General features: G+C 38.7%; 26 protein-coding genes and 2 other annotated features. All 26 genes read left to right on the plus strand.

The features are described from left to right. Positions 1-194 precede the first annotated feature (194 nt). The 26 genes from NV377_RS11850 (at position 195) to pheA (ending at position 26,698) form a co-directional block, all read left to right on the plus strand. A complete protein-coding gene (locus NV377_RS11850) occupies positions 195-1,937 on the plus strand; it encodes a methyl-accepting chemotaxis protein (RefSeq protein ID WP_258199138.1) in 1,743 nt (580 codons plus the stop codon). Between the two features lie 59 nt (positions 1,938-1,996). Continuing rightward, positions 1,997-2,233 (plus strand) — a binding site (T-box leader). Between the two features lie 117 nt (positions 2,234-2,350). Beyond that, positions 2,351-4,996: a valine--tRNA ligase gene (locus NV377_RS11855; RefSeq protein ID WP_258199139.1), complete on the plus strand. Its 2,646-nt coding sequence runs from the start codon at positions 2,351-2,353 to the stop codon at positions 4,994-4,996. Positions 4,997-5,018: 22 nt separating this feature from the next. Then, positions 5,019-6,401 (plus strand): bifunctional folylpolyglutamate synthase/dihydrofolate synthase, encoded by a 1,383-nt coding sequence (locus NV377_RS11860; protein WP_258199140.1) that lies wholly within the window; start codon positions 5,019-5,021, stop codon positions 6,399-6,401. A 7-nt stretch (positions 6,402-6,408) separates the two neighbouring features. After that, positions 6,409-7,800 (plus strand): UDP-N-acetylmuramate--L-alanine ligase, encoded by a 1,392-nt coding sequence (murC, locus tag NV377_RS11865; RefSeq protein ID WP_258199141.1) that lies wholly within the window; start codon positions 6,409-6,411, stop codon positions 7,798-7,800. Positions 7,801-7,950: 150 nt separating this feature from the next. Next, positions 7,951-9,306 carry a hypothetical protein gene (locus NV377_RS11870; RefSeq protein WP_258199142.1) on the plus strand — a complete coding sequence of 452 codons (1,356 nt, stop codon included), beginning with the start codon at positions 7,951-7,953 and terminating at the stop codon, positions 9,304-9,306. 59 nt (positions 9,307-9,365) lie between these two features. After that, on the plus strand, positions 9,366-9,608 hold the full coding sequence (locus NV377_RS11875) for a DUF4321 domain-containing protein (RefSeq protein ID WP_258199143.1): 243 nt from the start codon (positions 9,366-9,368) through the stop codon (positions 9,606-9,608). Between the two features lie 218 nt (positions 9,609-9,826). Continuing rightward, positions 9,827-10,480, plus strand: a complete 654-nt coding sequence (locus NV377_RS11880; RefSeq protein WP_258199144.1) for a Maf family protein — start codon at positions 9,827-9,829, stop codon at positions 10,478-10,480. A gap of 31 nt (positions 10,481-10,511) precedes the next feature. Then, complete coding sequence (gene radC, locus NV377_RS11885; protein WP_258199145.1) at positions 10,512-11,201, plus strand: RadC family protein; 690 nt, start codon at positions 10,512-10,514, stop codon at positions 11,199-11,201. Between the two features lie 41 nt (positions 11,202-11,242). After that, positions 11,243-12,271 (plus strand): rod shape-determining protein, encoded by a 1,029-nt coding sequence (locus tag NV377_RS11890; protein WP_258199146.1) that lies wholly within the window; start codon positions 11,243-11,245, stop codon positions 12,269-12,271. 39 nt (positions 12,272-12,310) lie between these two features. Next, positions 12,311-13,195, plus strand: coding sequence for a rod shape-determining protein MreC (gene mreC, locus NV377_RS11895; protein WP_258199147.1), 885 nt, complete (start codon positions 12,311-12,313; stop codon positions 13,193-13,195). Next, positions 13,192-13,722, plus strand: coding sequence for a rod shape-determining protein MreD (mreD, locus tag NV377_RS11900; protein ID WP_258199148.1), 531 nt, complete (start codon positions 13,192-13,194; stop codon positions 13,720-13,722). The genes mreC and mreD overlap by 4 nt, the downstream gene beginning before the upstream one ends. A gap of 58 nt (positions 13,723-13,780) precedes the next feature. Further along, positions 13,781-14,443 (plus strand): septum site-determining protein MinC, encoded by a 663-nt coding sequence (gene minC, locus NV377_RS11905; protein ID WP_258199149.1) that lies wholly within the window; start codon positions 13,781-13,783, stop codon positions 14,441-14,443. Positions 14,444-14,447: 4 nt separating this feature from the next. Further along, entirely contained in the window at positions 14,448-15,239 is a 792-nt protein-coding gene (gene minD, locus NV377_RS11910) for a septum site-determining protein MinD (protein WP_258199150.1), read from the plus strand. Between the two features lie 5 nt (positions 15,240-15,244). After that, positions 15,245-16,390, plus strand: a complete 1,146-nt coding sequence (locus NV377_RS11915) for an FtsW/RodA/SpoVE family cell cycle protein (protein ID WP_258199151.1) — start codon at positions 15,245-15,247, stop codon at positions 16,388-16,390. A gap of 380 nt (positions 16,391-16,770) precedes the next feature. Beyond that, positions 16,771-17,517, plus strand: coding sequence for a M23 family metallopeptidase (locus NV377_RS11920; RefSeq protein ID WP_258199152.1), 747 nt, complete (start codon positions 16,771-16,773; stop codon positions 17,515-17,517). Continuing rightward, positions 17,510-18,391: a M50 family metallopeptidase gene (locus NV377_RS11925; protein WP_258199153.1), complete on the plus strand. Its 882-nt coding sequence runs from the start codon at positions 17,510-17,512 to the stop codon at positions 18,389-18,391. The genes NV377_RS11920 and NV377_RS11925 overlap by 8 nt, the downstream gene beginning before the upstream one ends. Before the next feature lie 33 nt (positions 18,392-18,424). Beyond that, complete coding sequence (locus NV377_RS11930; protein ID WP_258199154.1) at positions 18,425-19,636, plus strand: Rne/Rng family ribonuclease; 1,212 nt, start codon at positions 18,425-18,427, stop codon at positions 19,634-19,636. Positions 19,637-19,680: 44 nt separating this feature from the next. Next, positions 19,681-19,762, plus strand: a sequence feature (ribosomal protein L21 leader region). A 16-nt stretch (positions 19,763-19,778) separates the two neighbouring features. Continuing rightward, complete coding sequence (gene rplU, locus NV377_RS11935) at positions 19,779-20,090, plus strand: 50S ribosomal protein L21 (protein ID WP_258199155.1); 312 nt, start codon at positions 19,779-19,781, stop codon at positions 20,088-20,090. Between the two features lie 11 nt (positions 20,091-20,101). Further along, on the plus strand, positions 20,102-20,446 hold the full coding sequence (locus NV377_RS11940) for a ribosomal-processing cysteine protease Prp (RefSeq protein ID WP_258199156.1): 345 nt from the start codon (positions 20,102-20,104) through the stop codon (positions 20,444-20,446). 16 nt (positions 20,447-20,462) lie between these two features. Next, positions 20,463-20,774 carry a 50S ribosomal protein L27 gene (gene rpmA / locus NV377_RS11945; protein ID WP_258199157.1) on the plus strand — a complete coding sequence of 104 codons (312 nt, stop codon included), beginning with the start codon at positions 20,463-20,465 and terminating at the stop codon, positions 20,772-20,774. Between the two features lie 101 nt (positions 20,775-20,875). Beyond that, on the plus strand, positions 20,876-21,610 hold the full coding sequence (locus NV377_RS11950; RefSeq protein WP_258199158.1) for a Spo0B domain-containing protein: 735 nt from the start codon (positions 20,876-20,878) through the stop codon (positions 21,608-21,610). Between the two features lie 13 nt (positions 21,611-21,623). Then, the gene (gene obgE, locus NV377_RS11955) at positions 21,624-22,964 is read left to right on the plus strand and encodes a GTPase ObgE (protein WP_258199159.1); all 1,341 of its coding nucleotides are present in this window, start codon (positions 21,624-21,626) and stop codon (positions 22,962-22,964) included. A 115-nt stretch (positions 22,965-23,079) separates the two neighbouring features. Next, positions 23,080-23,517 carry an ACT domain-containing protein gene (locus tag NV377_RS11960; RefSeq protein WP_258199160.1) on the plus strand — a complete coding sequence of 146 codons (438 nt, stop codon included), beginning with the start codon at positions 23,080-23,082 and terminating at the stop codon, positions 23,515-23,517. A 34-nt stretch (positions 23,518-23,551) separates the two neighbouring features. Continuing rightward, positions 23,552-24,838, plus strand: coding sequence for a homoserine dehydrogenase (locus NV377_RS11965; RefSeq protein WP_258199161.1), 1,287 nt, complete (start codon positions 23,552-23,554; stop codon positions 24,836-24,838). Between the two features lie 4 nt (positions 24,839-24,842). Next, positions 24,843-25,826: a homoserine kinase gene (thrB, locus tag NV377_RS11970; protein WP_258199162.1), complete on the plus strand. Its 984-nt coding sequence runs from the start codon at positions 24,843-24,845 to the stop codon at positions 25,824-25,826. Then, entirely contained in the window at positions 25,826-26,698 is an 873-nt protein-coding gene (pheA, locus tag NV377_RS11975; protein WP_258199163.1) for a prephenate dehydratase, read from the plus strand. Before thrB ends, pheA begins: the two co-directional genes overlap by 1 nt. The last annotated feature ends 269 nt before the right edge of the window (positions 26,699-26,967 follow it).

A 26,967-nucleotide genomic window follows, 5' to 3' on the forward strand; every position in this document is an offset into this window, starting at 1 on the left:
ACTGCTTGTTTAGTTTTAATATTAAAATATCCATTATTATAGTCATTAATAATAATAATGGATGAAATCTCAGACTTCACAGCATCTTTCGACATATCTTCCGTTTTTTCTCAAAAATTTAACAGTTTTCTAACAACCAAAGATCAAATTTCCGATATAGTTGTGAGAAAAGAATAAAGACGGGGGTATTTTCATTGGCTAAAAGATTATCTATACGGACACGCCTCATTTTGTTGTTTGTAATTCCGACTGTAATGTATGCGGGGACAAGTGTGTATTTATTAGAACAACAAAATTCTAATATAAAAGAGTTGACTTCCTCTTTGTATGATACGACGGGGCAAGCCACATCAATCATTCTGAATGCTGATCGCGATATGTATCAAGCATTGACAGCTTATCAATTCCTTACATCTGGTGCATTAAGTGCTGATGAGGAATCAGTACAGATGAAAGTTTTTACAGAAAATATTGATCAAACAAAAGAAAGGGTTGGACAAGCTCAAGAGATTTTTAAGAATAAAGAACTTTTGCAAACTTCCCATGAGGATACGAACTTAACGATTGAACAAAATTTGAATAATTTTCATAATTCTTTTGATCAATGGGTTAAAGATACAAGCGACATTGTAAAATCAGGTGATGTCGGTGAAGGGGTTATTAATAATACACAAACATTAGTTACTTTTGAAGAGGGTCGCACCAGTTTGAATCAAATCGGTGAAATTTTGGATACTTTTGCTAAGAGTAGTATTGAAAATATTAATCAAAGCAAAAGTGATAACGCTAGATCTATTTACTCTGGTATTCTTTTTGTAATTGTTATTATGGGTATTAGCGGTGCAATCGTTATTAGAAAAATTATAAAAACCATTCAAAGAATCATAAATATTACAAGTAAAGTTGCAGTCGGAGATCTCCGTCATGAGCCGCAGACTAAGTATGATAATGATGAGCTTGGTAAAATTACGGAAGCCGTAGATGTAATGTTGGTCAAAATTAAAGGGTTAATTGGGACGATCTCTTCCAATACTCAATTTGTTCTAGATGCCTCAGTTGAACTGTCAGATAGTTCTAGGGAATCTGCAAAAGCAGCTGAGCATGTAACGTTGAATATTCAAGAGATGAACCAGAACGTGGAAGTTCAAGCAAGAGCCAGTGAAGAGAATAGCCGAGCGATCGAGGAGATGGCGATAGGAATTCAACGAGTAGCTGAGAATTCAACTGTCATGGCGGATCATTCTTCGCTTACTTCGCATAATGCTGAACTTGGTAATGGGTTACTAATGAACCTACAACATCAAATTGTGAATATGATTGCCTCGGTTGAAAAGCTATCGGATACTGTACAGTCTTTAACACTTAAATCTGATCAAATCGGTGATATTGCCGAGAGCATTACAACTTTCGCAACTCAAACAAATCTGCTTTCCTTGAATGCTTCTATTGAGGCAGCGAGGGCGGGAGAGCATGGAAAAGGCTTTAATGTTGTTGCTAATGAGATTCGTAAGTTAGCTTCGCAATCACTCGAATCAGCTGAAGGTATTAATCAGTTGATTCACGAGACGAGAGTTGAGATTACTAGTGTTTCTGAATCGATGAATATGACCAAGCAAGAAGCTAGTGAAGGATCGCGGATGATGGAGGAAGTTAATCAAAGCTTTGCTACGATTATGGAGTCAGTCGCACATGTAGTATCTCAAATTCATGAAACATCGGCGATAACAGAGCAAATGTCGGCAAGTTCCGAGGAAATTTCTGCGACAATGGAACATTCTGCAGCAAGTTCGTCACAAATTCTTATGAGATCTCAAACGGTTGCAGCTGCCACTGAAGAGCAATTAGCGATGATGCAGAACATAGCAGCTTCATCGGAACAGTTAAGATCCGTCGTGGATACATTAAATGAATCAGTGTCCTATTTTAAAATCAAATAATTCAATCAATCTAAGAAATTGACTACAGTCTTATCTTAAGTTATTATATTGATATATGTGTAATAATGTTGATGAGGAATAATATACTTTTGTTACCTTCAGAGAGTAGAACTGTTCGCTGAAAGGTTCTGCAGGATAACAGGTATATGGGTCGCCTCTGAATTGCCTTACTGAACATAGCGTAGCTATTATGTAAGTTAGGCCGGTCACAGCCGTTATCTGTTATGAGAGCCATGCTGCGTTTTTGTAGTGTGGAATTAAGGTGGTACCACGGAAGCTAGCCTTTCGTCCTTTTGTAGGATGAAAGGCTTTTTTGTTGCATAATTTTGGTAGAGCCCACGCTTTCGATGTAACTTTTCTTTACAGTGAAGTTAAATCGAGTAGCTTACGAAAAGTATTAGGAGGATGAACAAATGTCAGATAATCAGTCTAATTTAACGATGCCGACGACTTATGATCCGAAGGCAGCGGAACAGAAATGGTATGACTTCTGGGTAAAGGGGAATTACTTTCAAGCCGGTCAACGTCCCGAGGCAGAACCATATACAATCGTAATTCCACCCCCGAACGTAACGGGAATGTTGCATATTGGTCATGCACTAGATTTTACACTTCAGGATATCCTTATTCGTGCGAAGCGTATGCAAGGGTACGATGCATTGTGGTTACCTGGTACGGACCATGCAGGTATTGCAACGCAAACGAAAGTAGAACAAAAACTGCGTGAACAAGGTGTTTCTCGTCATGATCTTGGTCGTGAAAAATTCCTTGAGCAAGTATGGGAATGGAAAGATCAATATGCTGAGACTATCCACGATCAATGGGCAAAAATGGGTCTGTCACTAGATTACTCTCGTGAACGTTTTACACTTGATGACGGTTTGAATAAAGCTGTTCGTGAAGTGTTTGTTCGTCTATACGAAAAAGGATTAATCTATCGAGGTAAAAAAATTATTAACTGGGATCCTGTAGCTCGTACTGCTCTATCTGATATTGAAGTAGAGCATAAAGAAGTTAACGGTCACTTGTATCATTTGCGTTACCCATTGAAAGATGGTTCAGGATTCATTACTGTTGCAACAACTCGTCCTGAGACGATGTTAGGTGATTCAGCAGTAGCTGTACATCCAGAAGATGATCGTTATAAACATTTGATTGGACAGATGATTGTTCTTCCAATTGTTAATCGTGAAATACCAATTATTGCTGACGAGTATGTAGAGAAAGATTTCGGTTCTGGCGCTGTAAAAATTACACCTGCTCATGATCCGAATGACTTTGAAGTTGGAGAGCGTCATAGCCTTCCGCAAATTATTGTTATGGATGAAACTGGTACGATGAACGACGAGGCAGGTCCGTATCAAGGGATGGATCGTTTTGATTGTCGTAAGCAGTTAGTAAGTGATCTACAAGAGCAAGGCGTTTGTATATTAATTGAAGACCATCTACACCAAGTAGGTCATAGCGAACGTAGTGGGGCAGTTGTAGAGCCTTATCTATCTACACAGTGGTTTGTAGCTATGAAGCCACTTGCTGAAGCAGCTATAGCTGCTCAAAAGTCTGGCAAGGGCGTACGCTTTGTTCCAGATCGTTTCGAAAAGATTTATTTGAATTGGATCGAAAATGTTCGTGACTGGTGTATTTCTCGTCAGTTATGGTGGGGACATCGTATTCCAGCGTTCTATAATGATGAAAATGGCGAGATTATCGTATCGACTGAAGATCAGACAGATGCTAATCTTCGTCAAGATAATGATGTACTAGATACATGGTTCAGTTCAGCGTTATGGCCTTTCTCCACGTTAGGTTGGCCAGATCAGACAGATGATCTTGCTCGTTACTATCCAACAAATGTTCTTGTAACTGGCTACGATATTATTTACTTCTGGGTATCACGTATGATCTTTACTGCGCTTGAATTTACAGACGAAATGCCATTCCAAGATGTTCTACTACATGGACTTGTACGTGATAAAGACGGTCAAAAAATGTCTAAATCACTTGGTAACGGTGTTAATCCACTTGAAGTTATCGAACAGTATGGCGCCGATGCTATGCGTTTCATGATTTCTACAGGTAGTACGCCTGGACAAGATTTACGATTCCGCTATGAGAAGGTAGAACAAGCTCGTAACTTTGCTAATAAAATTTGGAATGCTTCTCGCTTTGCTTTGATGAATCTTGAAGGTTTCACTTATGATGATATTAATATTAAAGGCAATCTAGGAACTGCGGATCGTTGGATTTTACACCGCTTGAACGAAACTGTTCGTGATGTTACGCGTCTAATCGATAGTTATGAGTTCGGTGAAACTGGCCGAGTTCTTTATAACTTTATATGGGATGACCTTTGTGACTGGTATATTGAATTCTCGAAATTAAGTTTGAACGGTGAAGATCCGGAAGCAAAAGCAGCTACTCAATCTGTACTTGCTTATGTGCTTGATCGTACGCAACGTTTGATCCATCCATTTATGCCATTCATATCTGAAGAGATTTGGCAGCATCTACCTCATGATGGCGAGACGATTACTCTTGCTGCGTGGCCTGAGTATGAAGCTGAACTTGAGGCTCCAGAAGCTGTGAAAGAAATGGAATTACTTATGGAGATGATTCGTGCGATTCGTAACATTCGAGCAGAAGTAAATGTGCCGATGAGTAAAAAGGTTGAACTGATTGTGAAACCAGCTTCTGATGCTGAGTATCGTATTTTAACTTCTAACGAAGAGTTCATTAAACGTTTCTGTGGTACATCAGCATTAGAAATTTCTACTGATATGTCGGCTCCTGATAAAGCGATGTCTGCTATCATTACAGGTGCAGAACTTTACTTGCCGCTAGCTGGTCTACTAGATATTGGTCAAGAGATTGCTCGTCTTGAAAAAGAAGTCGATCATTTGAATAAAGAAGTAGAACGTGTGGAGAAGAAACTTTCTAACGAAGGATTTGTAGCTAAAGCACCTGCAAAGGTTATTGAAGAAGAACGTGCCAAAATGAATGATTATGCTGACAAGCGTGATAAGGTAGTAGCTCGTATTGCTGAATTGCGTGCAAATTAGTTATTAGAGAAGGGGTATCCTGATGAGCGTAGATACGAAGCAACAATTAGTAGGCTCTATGCAATCTTATGAGGAGGCAGTCGAATGGATCAATTCATTGATTCCATTCGGCATTCGCCCTGGACTTGACCGTGTTGAACAAATGCTGGAGAGCCTAGGTAATCCTCATCGTCGTTTGAAATTTATTCATGTGGCAGGTACGAATGGAAAAGGTTCAGTATGTGCGTATCTTACTCATGTATTACATAAAAGTGGATATGACGTAGGTACATTTACATCACCTTATATTACAAAGTTTACGAATCGTTTACAGTATAATGGTGAAGATATTGAAGAAGAAACACTTTTGCTTTTAGCAAATAAGGTTCGTCCATTAGTTGAAGAAATGGCAACAACTGAATTGGGTTCACCAACTGTGTTTGAAGTTACTACTACGATTGCTATTCTATTCTACGCAACTGTAACGTATCCTGACTATGTAGTGTGGGAAACTGGGCTCGGTGGTAGACTTGATGTTACTAATGTTGTTACGCCAGTATTATCGATCATTACGAATATTGGTCATGATCATATGGACAGATTAGGGGACACGATTGAAGCCATTGCCTTTGAGAAAGCAGGTATTATTAAAGCTGGTGTACCTGTTATTGTTGGAGTAACGCAACCCGAAGCAATTGAAGTTATTGCTAAATTCGCAAAAGAGAAAAAAAGTTCGATGTACTTATATCAACAACAATTTGATCAAATGCCATTATATGTGGATGAGTTTGAACAACAATTCCGCTTTGAAGGCCTGTTCCGTAACATAGAAGATGTGACCATTACATTAAGTGGGGCACATCAACTTCAAAATGCTGCGGTTGCTATGATGGCAATTGAAATTTTACGTCAATATCAAGCGCTTATTGTAAGTGATGAAGATTTACTTGAAGGTATGAAAACCACAACATGGCCAGGTCGTCTTGAGATGATTGGGCAGCAACCACGCTTGCTTATTGACGGTGCACATAATCCAGAAGGTGCTGCGGCACTAGCAACTGCATTACAAACAACTTATAAATATGAAAAATTGCATCTTGTTATGGGAATGATCGACAACAAGAGTCACCATGACACGTTTAAGCATATATTACCATTAGTGGATACTTTAATCTTAACAGAACCTAATTATCGAATGGCTAAAAACGCTAATGAATTAGAAAAACTCGTACAAGATCTTATTAAGGAACTTAATTTATCTAATCCTCCTCGCTTAATTGTGGAGAGAGATTGGAAGCAGGCAATAGGGCTATTACTTGAAGAAACGAATGAATCAGATCTTGCGGTTGTTACTGGTACATTGTATTTGATAGGAGACGTACGCTCGTATTTGCTACACAACAAGGATGCAGAAAAAGGCTGGTGAATTCTCTTTGAAAGCAAATGAACAAGTTCATTTCATTGGAATCGGTGGATACGGCATGAGCGCTATCGCTAAAGTCGTTATGGAAATGGGCTACAAAGTAACAGGATCTGATGTTGCAGAATCAGCATTATCTAAAAAGCTATCTGCGCAAGGGGCAACAATTGTTATTGGACACGATGTCTCTAACATGAAAGGGGCTTCTATCGTTGTATATTCTACTGCGATAAGTCAAGATGATGTTGAACTAGTAGCAGCAAAAGAAGCAGGAATAACTGTATTACATCGTTCGGAAATGTTAGCGAAATTACTTAATGCTACTTCTGGTATTGCTGTTGCTGGTGCTCATGGTAAGACAACAACGTCTTCGATGATTGCCCTAGTTATGGAATTGACGAAGCAGGACCCTACTTATATTATTGGCGGTGAAATCGTCAATTTAGGAACAAACGCTAAAGCTGGTCAAGGAGCTTACCTTGTAGCAGAGGCTGATGAGAGTGACGGAACTTTCCTACATTATTTCCCGACTATTGCTGTTATTACAAACATCGAAGCTGACCATCTTGAAAATTATGATGGTGATTTTGAAAATATTAAAAAAGCATACGTACAATTTTTGAAACAAGTGAAACCAGATGGTAAAGCGGTAGTATGTTTGGATGATCAAAATGTTAGAGAGTTATTGCCTCGTGTATATGATGATAATGCATTACAGGACCAACAATTAATTACTTATAGTATTCATGAGCAAGCAGATTATATGGCTAGTAATATTATTGAAGGTGACCGTACCGTAAGTTTTGAGCTGTCTACTCATGGAACATCATTAGGACAATTCGTGCTTTCAGTTCCGGGTGTACACAATGTATATAACGCCATTGCGACAATCATTACTTGCTTAGAAGCGGGAGTTGAACTTGAAGCACTACGTAAAGCTATCAAATTATTCGTAGGTGCCAAGCGTCGATTCCAAGTTATTGCTGATGTACATGATATGCTTGTTGTTGATGATTACGCTCACCATCCAACAGAAATTGTTGCAACGATTAACGCATCAAAAGCTACTGGGAAACGTATTACAGTTGTATTCCAACCGCAACGATTTACGCGCACGTTTTTCTTGCTAGATGAATTCAGTAAAGCATTCCCAGAAGCGGATTCTGTTATTATTACAGATATTTATTCGCCAGCTGGTGAAGAAGCGATTGAAGGCGTATCATCGCAAAGGTTAGTTGAGCTTATTAAAGAAAATGGGCAACATAACGTGCAATATATTGCAACGAACGAGGAAGTGCTTGAGCAGTTGAAAACGAGCATTCAACCTGGTGATATGGTAATTACGATGGGAGCAGGAGATATTTGGAAAGTATCTCATGCACTTGGTGAACATATAAAAGCATAAATAGTATCTAATTTTGTGAAAAGCATCTTAATGTAGTCGTCCTTATGACCGCATTAAGATGCTTTTTTATTCTATCAGCTCATTTCTTCTATCATATATTCAATGAAAGATTCATAGACTTATAGGGAGAAAAGAAGGAGAGTGATAGAAATGCAACATCAAAACAGAATTACTTATCGATTTGATCGTAATGGTAATAAAATAGATTCTTTACAGCAACAACCTACAGTAGTGAGCGAGGGTGATTCTACGCAAGAGTTGAATATTGAGCAGTTAGAGCAATTAATACGTGAAGCTGATGGAGTTATTGCTCATACTGAAGAGGGAAATGATGTAACTGATATAGCTAGACCAGCAAGTGAAGCACATCATCGTTCGCGATACGAGTTAGACTTAGAAGAACTTGAGGAATGGCAACAAATTCGACCTCCATATGAGGTTGAATCTAATTGGAAGAATACACAGTCTTTGTCGGAAAAAGAAGACAAGCATGAAAGTAGACAATCATTATATGATGAGCAACTTTCTTCCAAAATGATGAATCATGATCATCGTATAGACATGGATAACTACGATTTGGAAGCATCACGAGCTACATATCCATGGCAACAACCAGATTGGTCAGCGCCGATCATTGATGAAGTACAAATTACAAAAAACAAGCAAAGATTTAGTTGGACCAATGGATTAGTTGCTGTGTTATGCGCGGTATTAACAGGTACCTTACTTGGCTATTTATTACTAGTTCAAGTATTTGGATCTACACTTTGGCCAAGTAACAATTCAACTGAAACTGTCGAAATAGAAGAAAAAGTAGTTGACCAAGTGGATGCTTTACCAACTACTGATGAGAACGTACCAACGGTATCTATGAATACGTCTGAAGCTCAGTTTAGCTATCAATTGCTACAAGCAGGGGTTTTCAGTAAAGAAAATTCAAGAGATGAAGTGATAGCAGCACTGAAAAAAGCGGGTTATGCTGCTGCATACACGCAAGCAAATAGTGGTAAATATTTTGTGTATGCGGCAATAGCTACTTCTGCGAATAACATAGAGCCATTTAAATCTGATGTATCAGGATTTGAATTATATCGTAAAGAATTAGTATTGCAATTACCAGAAAAGTTACAATATGACGGTGAAGCAGCACAATTAGAATCGTATATTGAGAGTAGTAATCAGCTCATTGGAATGTATGCTGATCTAGTAGCTGCACAACTAGAGCAGCCTACGCTTAGTGTTATAGGTGCATCTGCGCAAAAAGCCTCGCAAACGCAATACGAACAATGGGAAAATATTGCAAATGAAGCGATCGTTGGATTCAAAGGTACTACGAACGAATCGCAAGCGACACAATTACAACAATCGTTACAATTAGCACAACAACAGTTGCTGAAATACCAAGAAAAACCAATCTCCAAAAATATTTGGAGTGTAGAAGAAGCAATTGTTAAAGCAGTTCTAATACAAAAAGAATGGTTTGAGCAAGTTAACGGATTGTCATAGACTATAATGGTGCGTATAATAGAAACTGTACGATAACGTTCGAGAAAGGAAGTGAACTTTTGAAGAAAAGTAAGTGGTTATTACTATTGCTTATTTTGCTAGGTTTACTTGCAGGTTCACTCATAGGATACTGGCTTGATGCGGTACCTGGATTATCCTTTCTAACAAATGCAATTGAGACAGATTGGAAGCCTTCCTTTGATCTTCATGTCATTGCCGTTGACTTATCGATACATATTAACATTAGTCTATTAAGCATTGTAGGGATGTTAATAGCGATATGGTGGTATCGTAAATTATAGATGAAATTCAAAATACTAGGCTGTGATCACGATGTATAGCGTAGTAGCTTAGTCGGCATCGAATATGGCACTCATCGGAAGACTGCAATGCTCATGTACCAATAACGTACATTCCGCATTTCGTTTCCTAGCTTTATGCCATCTTCTTGGTGCTGACAGCCTAACATTTTGAATCTTTATTGTAATTGAAGTGACAGTGAAGAAGGGGTAGTAAGCAGATGAATGAGCGCATAATGCCATATGATTATAAATCGATTAGTCGGTTAGTACTGGCTTCATCGTCACCGCGCCGGAAGGAACTGGTCGCAACACTTGACCTTTCCTTGCCGGTGTCTGTTTTTTCTTTGGATACGGACGAAACTATTCAAACAGATTGGTCACCAAGTGATACAGTAGAACAGCTAAGTTTGGCAAAGGCAACTGCAGTTAGACAAGCTATACTAGCTGGAGAAGCTGCTGAATATTCTTTTGATGAGAATTCATTAATATTAGCTGCAGATACGATTGTATTGTTGGATAATGATATATTAGGGAAACCTAGTTCCATCGAAGACGCTGTCACGACACTGATGCGTTTACAAGGCAGAGAACATCAGGTGCTGACTGGAGTAACATTACTTCATACAGGTACTGGTGAGACGCTTGTACAACATCGGGTGACTCATGTGAAGATGCGACCACTCGCTGAAGAAACAATTCGTTCTTATGTTGCAACTGGAGAAAGTTCGGATAAAGCGGGTTCTTATGGAATTCAAGGGAAAGGTTCTATCCTCGTTGATTCCATTACAGGATGCTATTTTAACGTCGTAGGTTTACCGGTTTCGCTTGTAGCAGAAATGCTACTACATTTTGATGTTCTGGTCTTACAATAACTAACTTAATACGGAATGGTGGGAATTGGACATGGCAGACAGTGGATCTAGCTTGCGTAATGTCCCCCATAATGAACGTCCTAGAGAGCGCATGATGGCATATGGGGCCGATGCATTAAGTCATGCAGAGTTATTAGCGATATTGCTTAGAACAGGTACGAAAAGTCAATCTGCTGTAGCATTGGCTACAACGGTATTGCAGCATTGCGGAAGTTTAAGACAACTGGTAGATATGAGTGTAGAAGAGCTTACCGCTATTAAAGGAATTGGACAAGCAAAAGCATTACAATTACTAGCTGGAATAGAGCTAGGAAAGCGTGTTTCACGTAGTAAACTCGGAGACATTGTAATTGTAAAAAGTCCTAATGATGCAGCTATGTATATCATGGAAGAACTGCGATATTTGAAGAAAGAACATTTTTTATGTCTGTTTTTGAATACGAAGAACGGGATTATTGCGAAAGAAACATTATCTGTTGGCACATTGAATGCATCACTCGTTCATCCAAGAGAAGTGTTTCGTTCAGCAATTCGTAATAGTAGTGCTTCCATTGTATGCGCACATAATCATCCTAGCGGTGACCCTACACCTAGTCCAGAAGATATTAAGATTACGAAGAGACTGGTTGAAGCGGGCTCCCTAATTGGTATTGAGATACTTGATCATCTGATTATTGGCGATGGAAAATTCGTTAGTTTGAAGGAGCAGGGTTATCTATAATATAATGTATAGGGATTGACCGACTAGAAGGGAGTTACATCATGTTTGGAAGTTTTTCGAAAGATTTAGGAATTGATTTAGGCACAGCTAATACTTTAGTGTATATTAAAGGAAAAGGTGTTGTCGTGCGCGAACCATCTGTGGTCGCGATTCGTAATGATACAAAAGAAATCGTAGAAGTAGGGGAACATGCAAAACTTATGATTGGACGTACACCAGGTAATATTAGTGCGATTCGTCCAATGAAAGATGGAGTTATTGCTGATTTTGATATTACTTCTGCAATGATTAAATATTTCATTAAGAAGGCTCAAAAGAGTCGCTCTTTATTTGGTAATCATCCGAATATTATGATTTGTGTACCTTCTGGTATTACAGCAGTTGAAAAACGTGCTGTAATAGATGCTGCTAAACAAGCAGGCGCAAGGGAAGCTGAAACAATTGAAGAACCATTTGCAGCTGCAATTGGGGCGAATCTGCCTGTATGGGAACCAACTGGTAGTATGGTTGTAGACATTGGTGGAGGAACAACTGAAGTTGCTGTTATTTCACTTGGTGGTATTGTAACTAGCCGTTCTATTCGAGTTGCAGGTGATAATATGGATGAATCGATCATCCAATTCATTAAAAAAACCTATAATTTATTAATTGGTGAGCGGACTGCGGAACAACTGAAGATGGAAATTGGTTCAGCGACTAAATTATCTCAACCGAAAACGTTAGATATTCGTGGTCGTGATATTTTGTCTGGATTACCAAAAACATTAACGATTTCATCAGATGAGGTTACTGATGCGTTAACGGATACCATTGCAGCTATTGTAGAGGCAGTGAAAATTACACTTGAAAAATGTCCTCCTGAATTATCAGCAGATATTATAGATCGTGGAATTGTATTAACAGGTGGTGGAGCACTACTTGCGAATTTGGATCAACTATTAAAAAAAGAGACGGGAATGCCGGTAATTGTAGCGGACAATGCTTTGGATTGTGTAGCGATTGGAACAGGACTTGCGTTAGAGCATCTTGATTTGTTCAAATCAAAAACTTCACTTAAATCTAGGCGCTAAGCTTATGCCTGTAATCTCACACATGGCAGGTGAAAACTATTGTTCAATTTTTTAAAGAATAAGCGGCTTTTTATGCTTATGATCGGTTTTCTAATATTTATAGTCATGATTGGATTGTCTATCGGTGGTAGACAATCCCTCACATGGCCAGAAAAGTTTTTGAAAGATGCCGTTGGAGGCATTCAACAAATGATTTATCGGCCCGCTGGTGCAATAGCGGGCTTCTTTCAAGATATGAACAACCTTTCTTCCATCTATGAAGAGAACGAACAACTTCGTATGCTCGCCTCTGCCTATGCACGTGATAAGGTAGAATATAATTTTACAAAAAACAAAAATATTGAGCTTCAAGAAGCATTAGATTTCACTTCACATCAGAAGGAAATGTATGATTATACATATATGATCGCACAAGTTATTTCCGTCAGTAATGATGCGAATAATCGTACAATCAACATTAATGTAGGCTCTAAACAAGGCGTCCAAAAAGACATGGCAGTCGTAACTGTTGATGGTTTAGTCGGTTTAGTTAAAGCCGTGACACCGTTTACTGCTTCCGTTACGCCTTATACAGAACTTAATTCATTATCTACTGCATTTAATGCCATTTCAGCTACTGTTTTGGATAAAGAAACAGAGTCATTCGGTATTCTCACAGATTATGATGCTGAACTCGAACGCATCACGATGACAAAAATTGGTGAAAATGATCCGATAGCTGATGGAGATACCGTAATAACTTCTGGATTTGGTAATATCTATCCACGAGGTTTGCAGATTGGTACGGTTGAATCACTTAATGTTGGTGATGCAGTTCTGACATACCAAGCAACCATTAAACCTTTTGTCGACTTAAATCAATTAACAGAAGTATTCGTTGTGAAAATTCCGCAAATTAACGAAGATGAGGAGCTTACGCCATGAGCTTGAATCGAATCGTTCTGATCATACTTATTGTCTTTGTATTAGAGGGGGCTTTAATGCCTTGGTTAATACCTAGCAGTTTTGGAGATCGAATTATTCCTCATTTCACATTTGTAATGGTAATTTTTGCTGCAATGTATGGTAGTCGACATCAAGCACTTGGATTAGGAATGGGCTTTGGGCTTCTGCAAGATATTATGTATTATGGTCATGTTATGGGAGCACATTTCTTCTTCATGGGCTTAATCGGATATTCAATTGGTATTCTACTTGAACGCAAGAAAGCTACATTAATGCTTGCCATTTCAGCCATTGGTTTTGCCTGTATTGGTTATGATTCGGTATTATACTTTGTTAATAAAGTATTTAAGCTTACGACGGGCTCTTACCCATGGGCACTAATTCAGTACATTTTACCTAGTTTATTTTTACAACTTGTATTCGCACTACTTATCTATGTACCGGTACGTAAAATGTTCGAGTTAAGAAAGCAGTTCCATTCTTCAGTTTCTGCGGAGGAAATATAGCGATTAAGAAGGAAAAGCTTGAACAAATCGAGAATACATTACGTTGGGAGGGACTAAGATGACTGAAAAACAACATATAATGATTAAAGGTGTCAAGGATGGTCTGCTTTTCCTTCTCGACGATAAGTGTGAATTCGGGGTGCTAGTTTCAGAGTTAAAGAATAAGATTGAAAAAACTCATCAGCAATTATTGTCTGGTCCTTTAATTCATATCACCGTGAAGCTTGGTCGAAGAATTATTACAGAAGAACAAACGAAGTTAATTTCAGATATTATTCGATCGCAAGGTAATCTTATGATCCAAGCAATTGAAAGCGATATACCCGCTGAAGAGAAAAATAAGGCTCATGCGGAACTGAAAGTGATGGCGACGATAGTTCGATCAGGACAAGTTATTGAATTTGACGGAGACTTATTATTATTAGGTGATGTGCATCCTGGTGGAGTAGTCCGATGCAGTGGCGATATTTATATTTTAGGATCTCTTAAAGGGCAAGCATGCGCAGGTGCCAATGGACGAGAAGATGCCATCATTGTTGCCTCTTATTTGAAGCCTACTCAATTGAAAATTCATGAAATCATAAGTAAACCATTCGAAGAGTGGGAAGAAACAGATGGTTTGATGGAATATGCATATATTCAAGATGATGCGATGGTTATACAGAAGTTAACGCTACTACATCGTGAGAACAGATTACCAATTATGATGAGGGGAGTGTAAGAGAATGGGAGAAGCCATAGTTATTACATCTGGAAAAGGCGGAGTTGGTAAATCTACAACATCTGCTAACATAGGTACATCGCTTGCATTGTTAGGTAAGAAAGTAATACTCGTGGATACCGATATTGGTCTTCGTAATCTTGATGTGATTATGGGACTAGAAAATCGTATTATCTATGATATTTGTGATGTTGCAGAAAGTCGTTGTCGTTTAGAACAAGCAATCATTAAAGATAAACGTTTCGACGAGCTGTACATGTTGCCTGCAGCTCAAACGAAAGATAAAGATGCTATTACACCAGATCAAGTGAACAAAATTGTGACTGAATTAAAGCAAACTCATGATTTCGTTATCATCGACTGTCCAGCGGGTATTGAACAAGGTTTCCGTAATGCGATAGCTGGTGCTGAACGTGCGATTATTGTAACCACACCAGAGGCTACCGCAGTTCGTGATGCTGACCGCGTCATTGGTTTGCTTGAGCAGAACAAAATACCTTCAAAATTAATCGTTAATCGTATACGTCCAGGTATGTTGAAATCAGGTGATATCCTTGATGTTAATGATATTTGCCAAGTACTAGCTATTGATTTGTTAGGTATTGTACCGGATGATGAAAAAGTAATTGCTAGTGCTAACCACGGTGAGCCAGTTGCTTTGAATCCAGCTTACAAATCAGCTATTGCATATCGCAATATTGCAAGACGTATGCTTGGCGACATGGTTCCATTGATGGTGCTTGATGAAAAAGTAGGCACTTTCAAAAAGATCCGAAAGCTCTTTGGAATGGGATGATGTAGTTGCTTAACAAGATAAAAAAAATCGACTGGATGATCTTAATTATTCTTGTAGGATTGATGGTCTTCAGTTATTTTGTTATACGAAGTGCAACCGAAAATACGATATTGTATCATGGCTTTGAAAATAAGCAGCTACTGTATTATATTATCGGATTTGCAGTTGTCATATTATTAGTATTTATAGATTACAGAGTCTTTCTAAAAGCCTGGTGGATCATTTATATCATTGGAGTTGTCGCGCTCATCCTTATTTTTCCATTAGGTAAAGAGATTAATGGAGCTATTGGATGGTTTGATATTGGTGGTATGTCCGTTCAACCTGCTGAAGTAGTGAAATTATTTCTTATTATAGGTATTGCGCATCTTATGGGAAAACGACAAGGTGAACAGCTACGATTCCGCAGAGATATTATTCCGATCGGAATTTTTTCTCTGATTCCATTTGGACTTGTTATGGCACAACCCGACCTTGGTAATGCAATAATTTACTTCGTTATTGTTGTCGGCATGTTATGGATAGGTAATGTAAACCATTGGCATGTACTGATTGGTATTGCAGCTTGCGCAATCGCAATAGCAGGTGTGTTATTTATATTTAATACATTCAATGACGAGATTAAAGATTATCTTATAGCCGAGAAAAAAACTCACTGGTATGATCGGATCAATACCTTTTTGAATCCTAGTGAAGCATCTGCTGATGCAAGACATCAATCCGAGAATGCGATTCAAGCAATTGGTTCTGGTGGTTTGTCTGGGCAAGGCTATCTTCAAGGTGGCATGAAAAATGGTGGTTTTATTCCTTATCCTTACTCAGATTCAATCTTTGCTGTTATTGGAGAAGAATTTGGTTTTCAAGGTGCAGCGATACTATTACTATTATACTTCTTGCTAATTTACAGGATGATTATCGCCTCTTTCAATTGTAAAGATAGGCGAGCCTCGTATTTAATTATTGGAATTGTCTCTATGTTCGTGTTTCAGATTTTCCAAAACATCGGAATGATGATTGGGTTGATGCCAATTACCGGGATAACTCTTCCGTTTATTAGCTACGGTGGTACTTCAGTGCTGATCAATATGTTTTGTATTGGGTTGGTGTTGAGTATTAAGGCGCATCAACATATGTACGAACTACCCGACTGATAGAGGAAGTTCAAAACTGTGGACTGTGATCACGTGGTAACGCGTTGTAGCTTAGTCGGCATCGAATATGCTCTCCATCGAAAGCCTGCGTGTGCTCACGTACACAATACGTACGCTGTGCTGCTCGTTTTCGCTGAAGTGCATCTTCTTGGTGCTGACAGCCCACGATTTTGAAGCATCAATCAAAGTCTCGTGCTGAACATTGTCCGCTCGTGTAAGCATGCGTACACTTTGCTGGGTTACACCTAGGGTGAAATAGCAACAACAAAAAAGACCAACCGGTAATTACTGGTTGGTCTTTTTTGTTGTTGGTTATTGCATACTTGTCCTTTTACAGTCATACCTATTAGGAAAGATGATTGTAAATGGAGTTGATACTATTGAGTAAACTGCCAACCAATGTGGAAAATGATCCTGAGAAGTTTTGGAAATTAAATGCGAATCCATGGGAATATGGAAGTCATCACAGTAATAATCCAGAAGATCATGTCGTTCAAGATGAATTAGATGCAAGAAAAAAGTATAGTTTTTTTAGTCATTTGAAAATCCAAACAATTATTGCGATTGTAATATTGGGCATTGTATTTATTGCAACACAAATTTCAAACCCCTATGTTGAAAAAGGTAGAAGTTGGTTGGGACGAGAATTGCAGACCTCGTTTGACTTTGTAGCTATAGCCAACTGGTATGAAGATGTATTTTCTGGCTCTCCTTCCTTCATTCCTAGTTTTGGTAATAAAAGCGAGTTAGCTTTAGCCAAGCATAATCAGAATGTTGAAGTCGTTGCCCCTATTGAAAATGGTGTACTTCTTCATACATTTGCAGAATTGCTCAATGGCGTCGAAATTGTAGGGGAACCAAATGCTGTAGTTCATGCTGTAGAGAAGGGAAGAGTTATTCTAGTAAGAGAACAACAAGATAGTGTCATTATTCAACATGCAGATAAACGTATATCGATATATACGAGATTAAATGAAGTCAACGTGCAAGTTAGTGATTGGGTAGAAGCTGGAGCAAACATCGGGAAACTAGCCCCTGTTGCTGATGAAGATTATAGTGTGCTATTTCTTGCTATGAAGCAGAATGATCAATATATCGATCCACTGGAAGTGATTTCAGTTGAATAAATGGTTAGAAATTAAATGGAGTCTTCATCCTTTATTTATTATGATATTGCTAGCATCTACGTTAACAGGATATTTCCTAGAGTTAATCACTTTATTTCTACTTGTTATTGTCCATGAGTTAGGACATATTGTAATGGCTTTTGCTGTCGGATGGCGTGTGAAAGCAGTGAAATTATTACCTTTCGGTGGCGTAGTTGAAGTTGACGAAGGTAATGGTGCATCAGCGAAAGACGAATGGCTTGTCGCAATAGCGGGTCCCCTACAAAATATATGGATGGCGGCATTTGCTTGGATGATGGGGGACTTAGGCGTATGGTCAATCGAATGGACGAACTATCTCATCCAGGCAAATTTATGGTTAGCGGCTTTCAATATGCTGCCGATACTACCACTTGATGGAGGGAAAATAGTACTAGCTATGCTAAGTTATCGTTTTCAATTTTTCGATGTTCTATTATGGACGGCTAGAATGAGTATTGTTTGTAGTGTTATTTTAATTAGTTATGCGCTATTACCTGTATTTCAGAAATTAGAAGGAATCAAATTGAACGAACTAATGATTGGAATATTTTTGTTATATTCTAATCTTACTTATCATCGTCATGTTCCTTTTTTATTTTATAGATTTTTGCTATTTCGTTCGAAGCGAGTAGAACAACTTGAAGTAGCAGGTGCTCGAGTTGTTCCGATTTTTGCACAATCACAGCAAAGTTTATATGAGGTATTCAAAAGGTTTAAACGTGAACAACTCCATCTCTTATGTGTCGTTGACGGTGGTACGCGAGGTATGAAACTTTATTCTGAACAAGAGACACTGCAATATAGTGCAGATGGAAGTAATCTTCATCGTGCAGTTGGTGAACTTTTCCGTTAAAATGAAAGAAACGGGTAAAGGTGGTGACGAGAAATGAAGCAATTGCTTATCCATATGAATGAAGCACATACTCAAGCAGCGTTACTAGTGGATGGACAACTGACGGAATTCTTCGTAGAGCAAACAACAGAACGTAGCTTAGTAGGTAATTTTTATAAAGGAATCGTGCAAAATGTGTTGCCTGGCATGCAGGCTGCTTTTGTTGATATTGGTATTATGAAAAATGCATTTATTTATATAGACGATATACTTGATCCTAATATGGATAAGCAACCTCGCGAGAAACCTACAATATCTCAAGTCACCTATCCTGGCCAAGAACTTATTGTTCAAGTTGTGAAAGATCCTTTTGGCAATAAGGGTGCTCGAGTAACAACCCATTATAATTTGGCGGGAAGATGGCTAGTATATATGCCCAAAGCTGATTACATCGGAATTTCCAAAAAAGTTGTTGATGAACATGAAAAAGAGCGATTGAAACAAATTGGTACTAAGCTTATATCCAATGGTGAAGGAATAATTATGCGAACTGCTGCTGTTGGTGAAACGGTGGAATCATTACAGGCGGACGTTGATCATCTTCGTCATATATGGGAACATGTCGCTGACACCTCAAACAAGGCACAAGCGCCACACTTACTTCACAGTGAAGAACAATTACTACAACGTGTATTTCGTGATCTTTATCGATCAGATGTTGATGAGATTTGCGTAAGTTCACCAGAGCTTCAAGAAGAAGTTCAACTTATTATGCAACTGATTGCACCTCAAGAATCACCGAATATAAGGAGTTACGTGCAACAACAGCATGCGATCATTTCACAATTTGGTGTTCATAAACAGCTTGTGTCTGCCTTTGGTCGCAAAATTCCTCTTAATAACGGGGGATATATAATTTGGGAAGAAACCGAAGCATTAACGGTTATAGATGTAAACACGGGGAAATTCGTTGGGCATAATAATTTAGAAGACACATTGTATCAGACGAATGCTGAAGCTGCACAACTTATCGTTAGATTGCTACGTTTACGAGATACAGGTGGAATTATTATTATTGATTTTATCGATATGGAATATGAAGAAAATCGTAATCGAATATTTAAAATATTATTTGAATCCGTGAAATTTGATGGAGCAAAATGTGTTGTTTTTGGTTGGACAAGGCTTGGATTAATGGAATTAACGCGAAAAAAAGCTCGAGATAGTTATACTTCGAAATATTTGCAAGAAATTCAGTTGAAGTAATAGGCTACTTATGATACAATACTTTGGTGTATTGTTCACATTGATGAATAATACAAGTACCGCACGAATCGGGTTTAAGCTCATTGGCAACAATGACACCTTGATTAGGCGAGTCTTCGACAAATAAGGAGGTGCACCAACTATGTTCGCAATTATCGTAACTGGTGGTAAGCAGTATAAAGTTCAAGAAGGCGATGTAATTTACATCGAAAAACTTGACGGTAGCGAGGGAGAAAACATTGTTTTTGACCAAGTTCTAGCTGTATCAGGAAGCAACGGTTTTGTTGCAGGTACTCCAACTGTATCTGGCGCTAAAGTGTCAGGAAAAGTGGAGAAACACGGCAAAGGTCAAAAGATCATTGTTTACAAATACAAAGCGAAAAAGAACTACAGACGCAAGCAAGGTCATCGTCAACCGTACACTAAAGTAACTATCGAAAAAATCGAAGCTTAATAGGAGCTAAGATGATTACGATCACTATTGTACGAGAAAACGATAACAATCGTATTGTATCATTCGCTGTTGAAGGACATGCTAATTATGCGAAACACGGTAAAGACATTGTCTGTGCTGGAGTTTCTGCTGTATCGGTTGGTACAGTGAATGCGATCGAAGCGTTAGCGGGAGTCGAGCTTCCTGTCAAGATGAAGAATGGCTGGCTATCTTCTCCTATTCCGCGAATTGCGGATCAAGTAGTGGAAGAAAAGCTTCAGTTATTACTTGAGTCTATGATTGTGATGCTTGATTCGATCGCTCAATCATATGGTGATCATGTATCGGTACATGATCGCAATTCAAATAATAATTAAGAAGGAGGGACACTAGATGTTGAAATTAAATCTTCAGTTGTTCGCATCCAAAAAAGGTGTAGGTTCTACTAAGAACGGTCGTGATTCTCATTCTAAGCGTCTTGGCGCTAAACGTGCAGACGGTCAAGTCGTTTCTGGTGGTAGCATTTTGTACCGTCAACGTGGTACAAAAATTCACCCTGGTACTAACGTAGGTATCGGTAAAGATGATACGTTATATGCTATGATTGACGGCGTGGTTAAGTTTGAACGTTGGGGTCGTGAACGCAAAAAAGTGAGCGTATACCCAGTTGAACTAGCACCAGTTGCTGCAGCAGTAGAAGCTTAATAACGAACGAAATTAGCCCCTTCCAGCATTGCTTGGTCGGGGCTATTTTTAAATAATGATATAATAGTGAGTAGTGTTAAGTAAAGAGGTGGATTTGCTAGATGGAGCAATGGTACTTATGGCGACGTTGGCTATGGCTTACTGCTTTTATACCTGCAATATTAATCTTCGTTTGGCCTAATCACAGATGGATAAATCTACTTGCATTAATTTGGGTAGCAGTTATTGGTGCTATCTATTATTATGTCGAGCAGAGAATACACAAACAACAACTTTCTTTAACAATAAAGTCAACCCATAAACAATGGATTTCAACGATGAATCATCATCGTCATGATTGGATGAATGATCTGCAAGTATTATTTGGTTATATACGTCTTGGTAAGCAAGAGCGCATAACTGAATATGTAGAACGAATAAAGGGGAAGATGTTAGCAGAGAGTGCAATCTCAAAGCTAGAGGAACCTTCTCTTGTTAGTTATCTTATTGGCTTTCGAACGATTCCGAGTAATTTCATCCTAGAAGTTAGTTTCTCCTCTAAGGAAGATCAACGATCGATTATTATAGAGGATGAGCAGGTTAGCGAGATCATTATATCAATTATTTCTGCGTATCGCATATATGCAGCTACTGATATGACATGTGATCCAATTCTGCGATTACAATTTGAAAACAATAAGGGTCATTTGAATATACATTTTGCATTTAATGGTAGTATGAATAATCAAGAATTATGGCAACAAAAAATAGAACAGCAGTTGAATGGCGCTAGATCTGTACAAATCATCGGAGCATTATCAGTCGAGCAAATTGATTTGCAGATAACTAGAGCGTGAACGGAGGCAATTCATGTTTGTCGATAAAGCTAAGATATTTGTAAAAGGTGGCGACGGTGGTAACGGTCTGATTTCATTCCGACGTGAAAAGTACGTTGAAAATGGTGGACCTTACGGTGGTGACGGTGGTAATGGCGGTAATTTGATCTTCCGTGTTGATGAAGGTTTAAGAACGCTAATGGATTTCCGTTATCAAAAACACTTTAAAGCTGACCGTGGGGAACGCGGTAAAGTAAAAGGCATGCACGGAGCAAGTGCAGAAGATACAATTGTACGAATTCCACCTGGAACAACCATCACTGATGATGATACAGGTGAAACTATTGCCGATCTAACAAGACATGGGCAACAAATTATTATCGCCAAAGGTGGACGTGGCGGTCGTGGTAATATGCGATTTGCAACACCAACGAATCCTGCTCCGTATATTGCGGAGAATGGTGAAACTGGTGAAGAGCATTGGGTAGTTCTTGAGATGAAAGTAATGGCAGATATCGGCTTGGTTGGTTTCCCAAGCGTAGGTAAGTCAACATTGCTTTCAGTAGTTTCAGGAGCAAGACCAAAAATTGGTGCTTATCACTTTACAACGATTTCACCAAATCTAGGTGTTGTTGAAGTTGGTGATGGAAGAAGCTTTGTAATGGCTGATCTTCCAGGACTAATTGAAGGTGCTCATGAAGGAATTGGACTAGGTCATGAATTTTTACGTCATGTAGAGCGTACTCGTGTTATTATTCATGTTATTGATATATCAGGAACCGATGGTCGTGATCCTTTCGATGATTGGATTAAAATTAACAACGAATTACGTCTTTATAATGAGAAATTAGCTGACAGACCACAAATTATTGCAGCTAATAAAATGGACATGCCACAATCTGTTGATAACTTGGAAATATTCCTAGAGCAATTGAAAGAGTATGATGGCGACAAAGAACATGTTATCGTACCTATTTCGTCATTAACAAAAGATGGTATTAATGAGCTTCTATATAAAGCTGCTGATGTACTTGATATTGTTGAGAAGCAATTGGCTGAAGAACAAGCTCAAGATATCGTTCCTGAAGAAGGCGAGCAACGTAAAATATTCAAATATGAGCGTAAAAAAGAATCAAGCTTCAAAATTTCTCGTGATAATGAAGATTATGTGCTTGAAAGTGAAGATGTTGATCGCTTTATGAAACGTTTCAATATGACTAGTTATGATGCCGTTATGAAATTCGCGAAAATGTTACGTAGTATGGGCGTTGATGATGAACTTCGTAGACGTGGAGCGAAAGATGGCGATACGGTTCGTATTGGTGAATATACTTTTGAATTCTTCGAAGGTTCAGATTATGACCCAAATAATTAATGATGAGGAGACGACTGAGGTCGTCTTTTTTTTTTGTCGCCTATTGTAATTAATTCGAGAATTCGATATAATGTCCACTATAAGAGAACATATGTCTTTGTTAGGAGGACAATTGATGACCGCTAGATTTTTTGTCGTCCGAGAGGATATATTACCCGAGGCGATCGTTAAAACTATCCAGGTGAAAGAAATACTGAAAAGTGGAAAAGCACATACGATCAATGAAGCTGTAGAACGAGTGGGGCTGAGTAGAAGTGCTTTCTATAAATACAAAGATGGTGTGTACGCACTAGCTGAAATTGCTAGAGAACATATTATCACTGTAGCAATGGACTTAGAGCATCGTTCTGGTGTATTGTCTAGTGTACTTGGTGTAATTGCCGCACATGATGGTAATTTACTAACGATGAATCAAAGTATCCCACTACAAGGTTATGCTAACGTAGTTTTATCAGTAGATGTTTCTGGCCTATCAAAAGAGATAGAGCCATTTATAGATTTATTAAAGCAACAACAAGGTGTGCGGAACGCCTTAGTAATTGGCCAAGGATAGTAATCAATAGATATCATAATCTGGAGGGATATAGATGAAACCGATTAAAGTAGGATTATTAGGTCTAGGTACTGTAGGTACTGGCGTAGTTCGTATCGTGGAGAATCATCAAGACGATTTGCATAATCAAGTAGGTAGTTCTATCGAGATTACAAAAATACTCGTTTCCAATGTGAACAAAGAACGCAACATTGAAGTTGATCGTTCTAAATTAACTGAAGACCCGTGGGAAGTTGTTCGTCATCCCGACATTGATGTAATCATTGAAGTTATGGGTGGAACTACGGACACAAAAGATTATATTGTAGAAGCACTTAATCTTGGTAAAAACGTTGTTACAGCAAATAAAGATCTAATGGCGCTTTATGGATCAGAATTATTAGAAATAGCACAACGAAATGGTTGTGATGTTTACTATGAAGCGAGTGTTGCTGGAGGAATTCCCATCATCCGTACACTAATTGATGGTTTTTCATCAGATCGTGTTACAAAAATTATGGGTATCGTCAATGGTACAACTAACTTTATTTTAACTAAAATGACACAAGAAGGTGCATCTTATGACGATGTACTGAAAGAAGCTCAAGCACTAGGTTATGCAGAAGCAGATCCTACAAGTGACGTAGAAGGGCTTGATGCAGCTCGTAAAATGACGATTCTAGCGCGTCTTGGTTTCCATACTGCTGTTTCTTTAGATGATGTATCAGTTAAAGGAATATCTTCTGTTACAAAAGAAGATATCCAATATGCGAAGCATCTTGGCTATCAATTGAAATTACTAGGTATCGCTGAATGTGATGAAAATCAAGTGAGCGTATCTGTGCAACCAACAATGGTGAAAAATTCGCATCCAATCGCTTCTGTTAACGGTGTATTCAATGCTGTTCTAGTATATGGTGAGGCAGTAGGTGAAACGATGTTCTATGGTGCAGGCGCTGGCGAATTACCAACAGCTACATCTGTAGTTGCCGACCTTGTCGCAGTAAGTAAAAACATTAAGCTTGGTATCAGTGGTAAACGTGTGAACACTGCTTATAAACAAACAGTGTTGAAAACTGATGATCAAATCTCTTCTAAATACTTCTTACTGCTTAAAGTTGCTGATCGTGCGGGAGTACTTGCTCGTATTACACAGGAATTTGCAAATCATGAAGTAAGCTTAGAATCTGTACTGCAACAACCTAATCAAAATCAAACTCATGCTGAAATTATCGTCATTACACACGACGCTAGCAAAGCCGCAATTCAAAATGTACTTTCATCATTCAATGCTATTGATGTTATTCATGAAGTGAAGAGCGTATATCGAGTAGAAGGATAAGCACATGAACAAAATAGAAAAACAATCCGTAGTTGTTAAAATTCCCGCGAGTACTGCTAATTTGGGACCAGGTTTCGATGCACTAGGCATGGCTTTATCGCTATATGCATGGTTAGAGCTTACAGTAGCCGATGAAACAGAGGTTCATCTATATGGCGATGGTATGGAAGGAATTCCGACAGATCACAATAATTTAGTATATAAAGTAGCTCAAAAAGTGTTTGCTCGGGTAGGAATGCCAGAGCAAGCACTTAAAATAAGTATGTATAGTGATATCCCGTTGACGCGTGGCTTAGGTAGTAGTGCGTCAGCTATTGTTGGTGCGCTTGTAGCTGCCAATGCACTGATTGGACAACCATTAACTACTGACGAGCTATTCCATATGGCAACGGAATTAGAGGGACATCCAGACAATGTAGGAGCGTCGATATTTGGTGGGATAGTTATTTCTTCATGGGATGAGAAAACAGCTCCATACGTGAAGATAACGCCTCCTATTACGCTTGAAACATTAGTTGTAGTACCAGATTTTCAATTATCAACTGAAAAAGCGAGACATGCATTACCGAGTCAATACAGCAAAGCAGATGTAGTCTTTAATATTGGTCGCAGTTCGTTGCTTGTCGCAGCGCTTGCATCTGGTCAGCTTGAATTAATTCGTACGGCTATGCAAGATAGAATACATCAGCCTTATCGCGCGGCATTAATTCCTGGAATGGAATATATTTTAGAACATGCTACTGAAAAAGGTGCCCTTGGAGCAGCTCTTAGTGGTGCAGGACCAACATTAATTACATTTGTTGATTCGCAAAGTACGCAGCAAGAGGAACTTGAACAATTTTTACTTGAGTGCATGAAGAAGGAGGGCATAACAGCTACTACGATGTGGCTATCTCCAGATATTTATGGCGCAAGAGTCATTTACGAATCCAATACGCAGGGTGAAACAATCGCGTTTATGGATTTAGTTAAAGGAGATGGACACTAATGACAACAGTAGCTCTATTGCCAGCAGGATCAGTATCAGATGAAGCAGCAAAGTTATTCTTTTCAGATGACTCCGTTCAATGGGAACATCATCGAATGATTTCAGATGTTTTTCTATCGACTGTAAATAATATTAGTAATTATAGTGTTATTCCTATAGAGAATACGATTGACGGTTCAGTGAGCTTGCATTTAGATTGGCTTGTTCATGAAGTAAATCTCCCCATTCAAGCGGAATGGGTTTATCCTTCCATTCAGAATCTTATCGGTCGTCGTTCAGAATTATTAAATGAGTACGGTCAGATAGATTATTCCAGAGTGAAAAAAGTAATTAGCCATCCAGTAGCGATGTCGCAATGTCTTCAATATATTCGTGAATATTTCCCACATGCGGAAACGGAACATGTGAGTAGTACAGCGGAATCAGTCAAAATCGTTGCAGATCGTCCAGGAGAAGGTATAGTTGCAATTGGAACAAAGACGGCTTCGGTTAATAATAAATTAGATATATTGGCGGAATCGATCACTGATCACAATAATAACTACACTCGCTTCTTCCTAGTGGGAGATAAGCCATATACTGCTCGTGAAAATAGTAATATGAAGACAAGTATTCTGGTTACATTACCTGAAGATTATGCTGGAGCATTGCATCAGGTGTTGTCTGCGTTTGCGTGGAGAAGAATTAACTTATCACGTATTGAATCGCGTCCAACGAAGAAGAAATTAGGTAGTTATTATTTCTATATTGAGATTAAGTACTCGCTTGAAGAGTTTTTACTTCAATCAGCACTGCAAGAAGTTGAAGCGATTGGGTGTCAGGTGCGGGTGTTAGGGTGTTATCCAAGCTACAAATACGAACACCTTTTATAGGTTGCTCAAAATCGTGGACTGTGATCACGCGGATTAGCTACGTAGTTAATTCGGCTTCGAATATGCCCTCCATCGAAAGTCTGCGTGTGCTCGTGTACCAATAACTACTACTTGCGCTCCTCGTTTCCGCTAGAGTGCATCTTCTTGGTGCTGACAGCCCACGATTTCGAACTTCCATTATAAGCTTCGATCAAAACAAAACCCAGCAGTATGTACTTTAACGGTACATGTTGCTAGGGTTTGTTTCATCTTACTTGATGGTTGTGTGC

This window comes from Paenibacillus endoradicis (assembly GCF_024721975.1).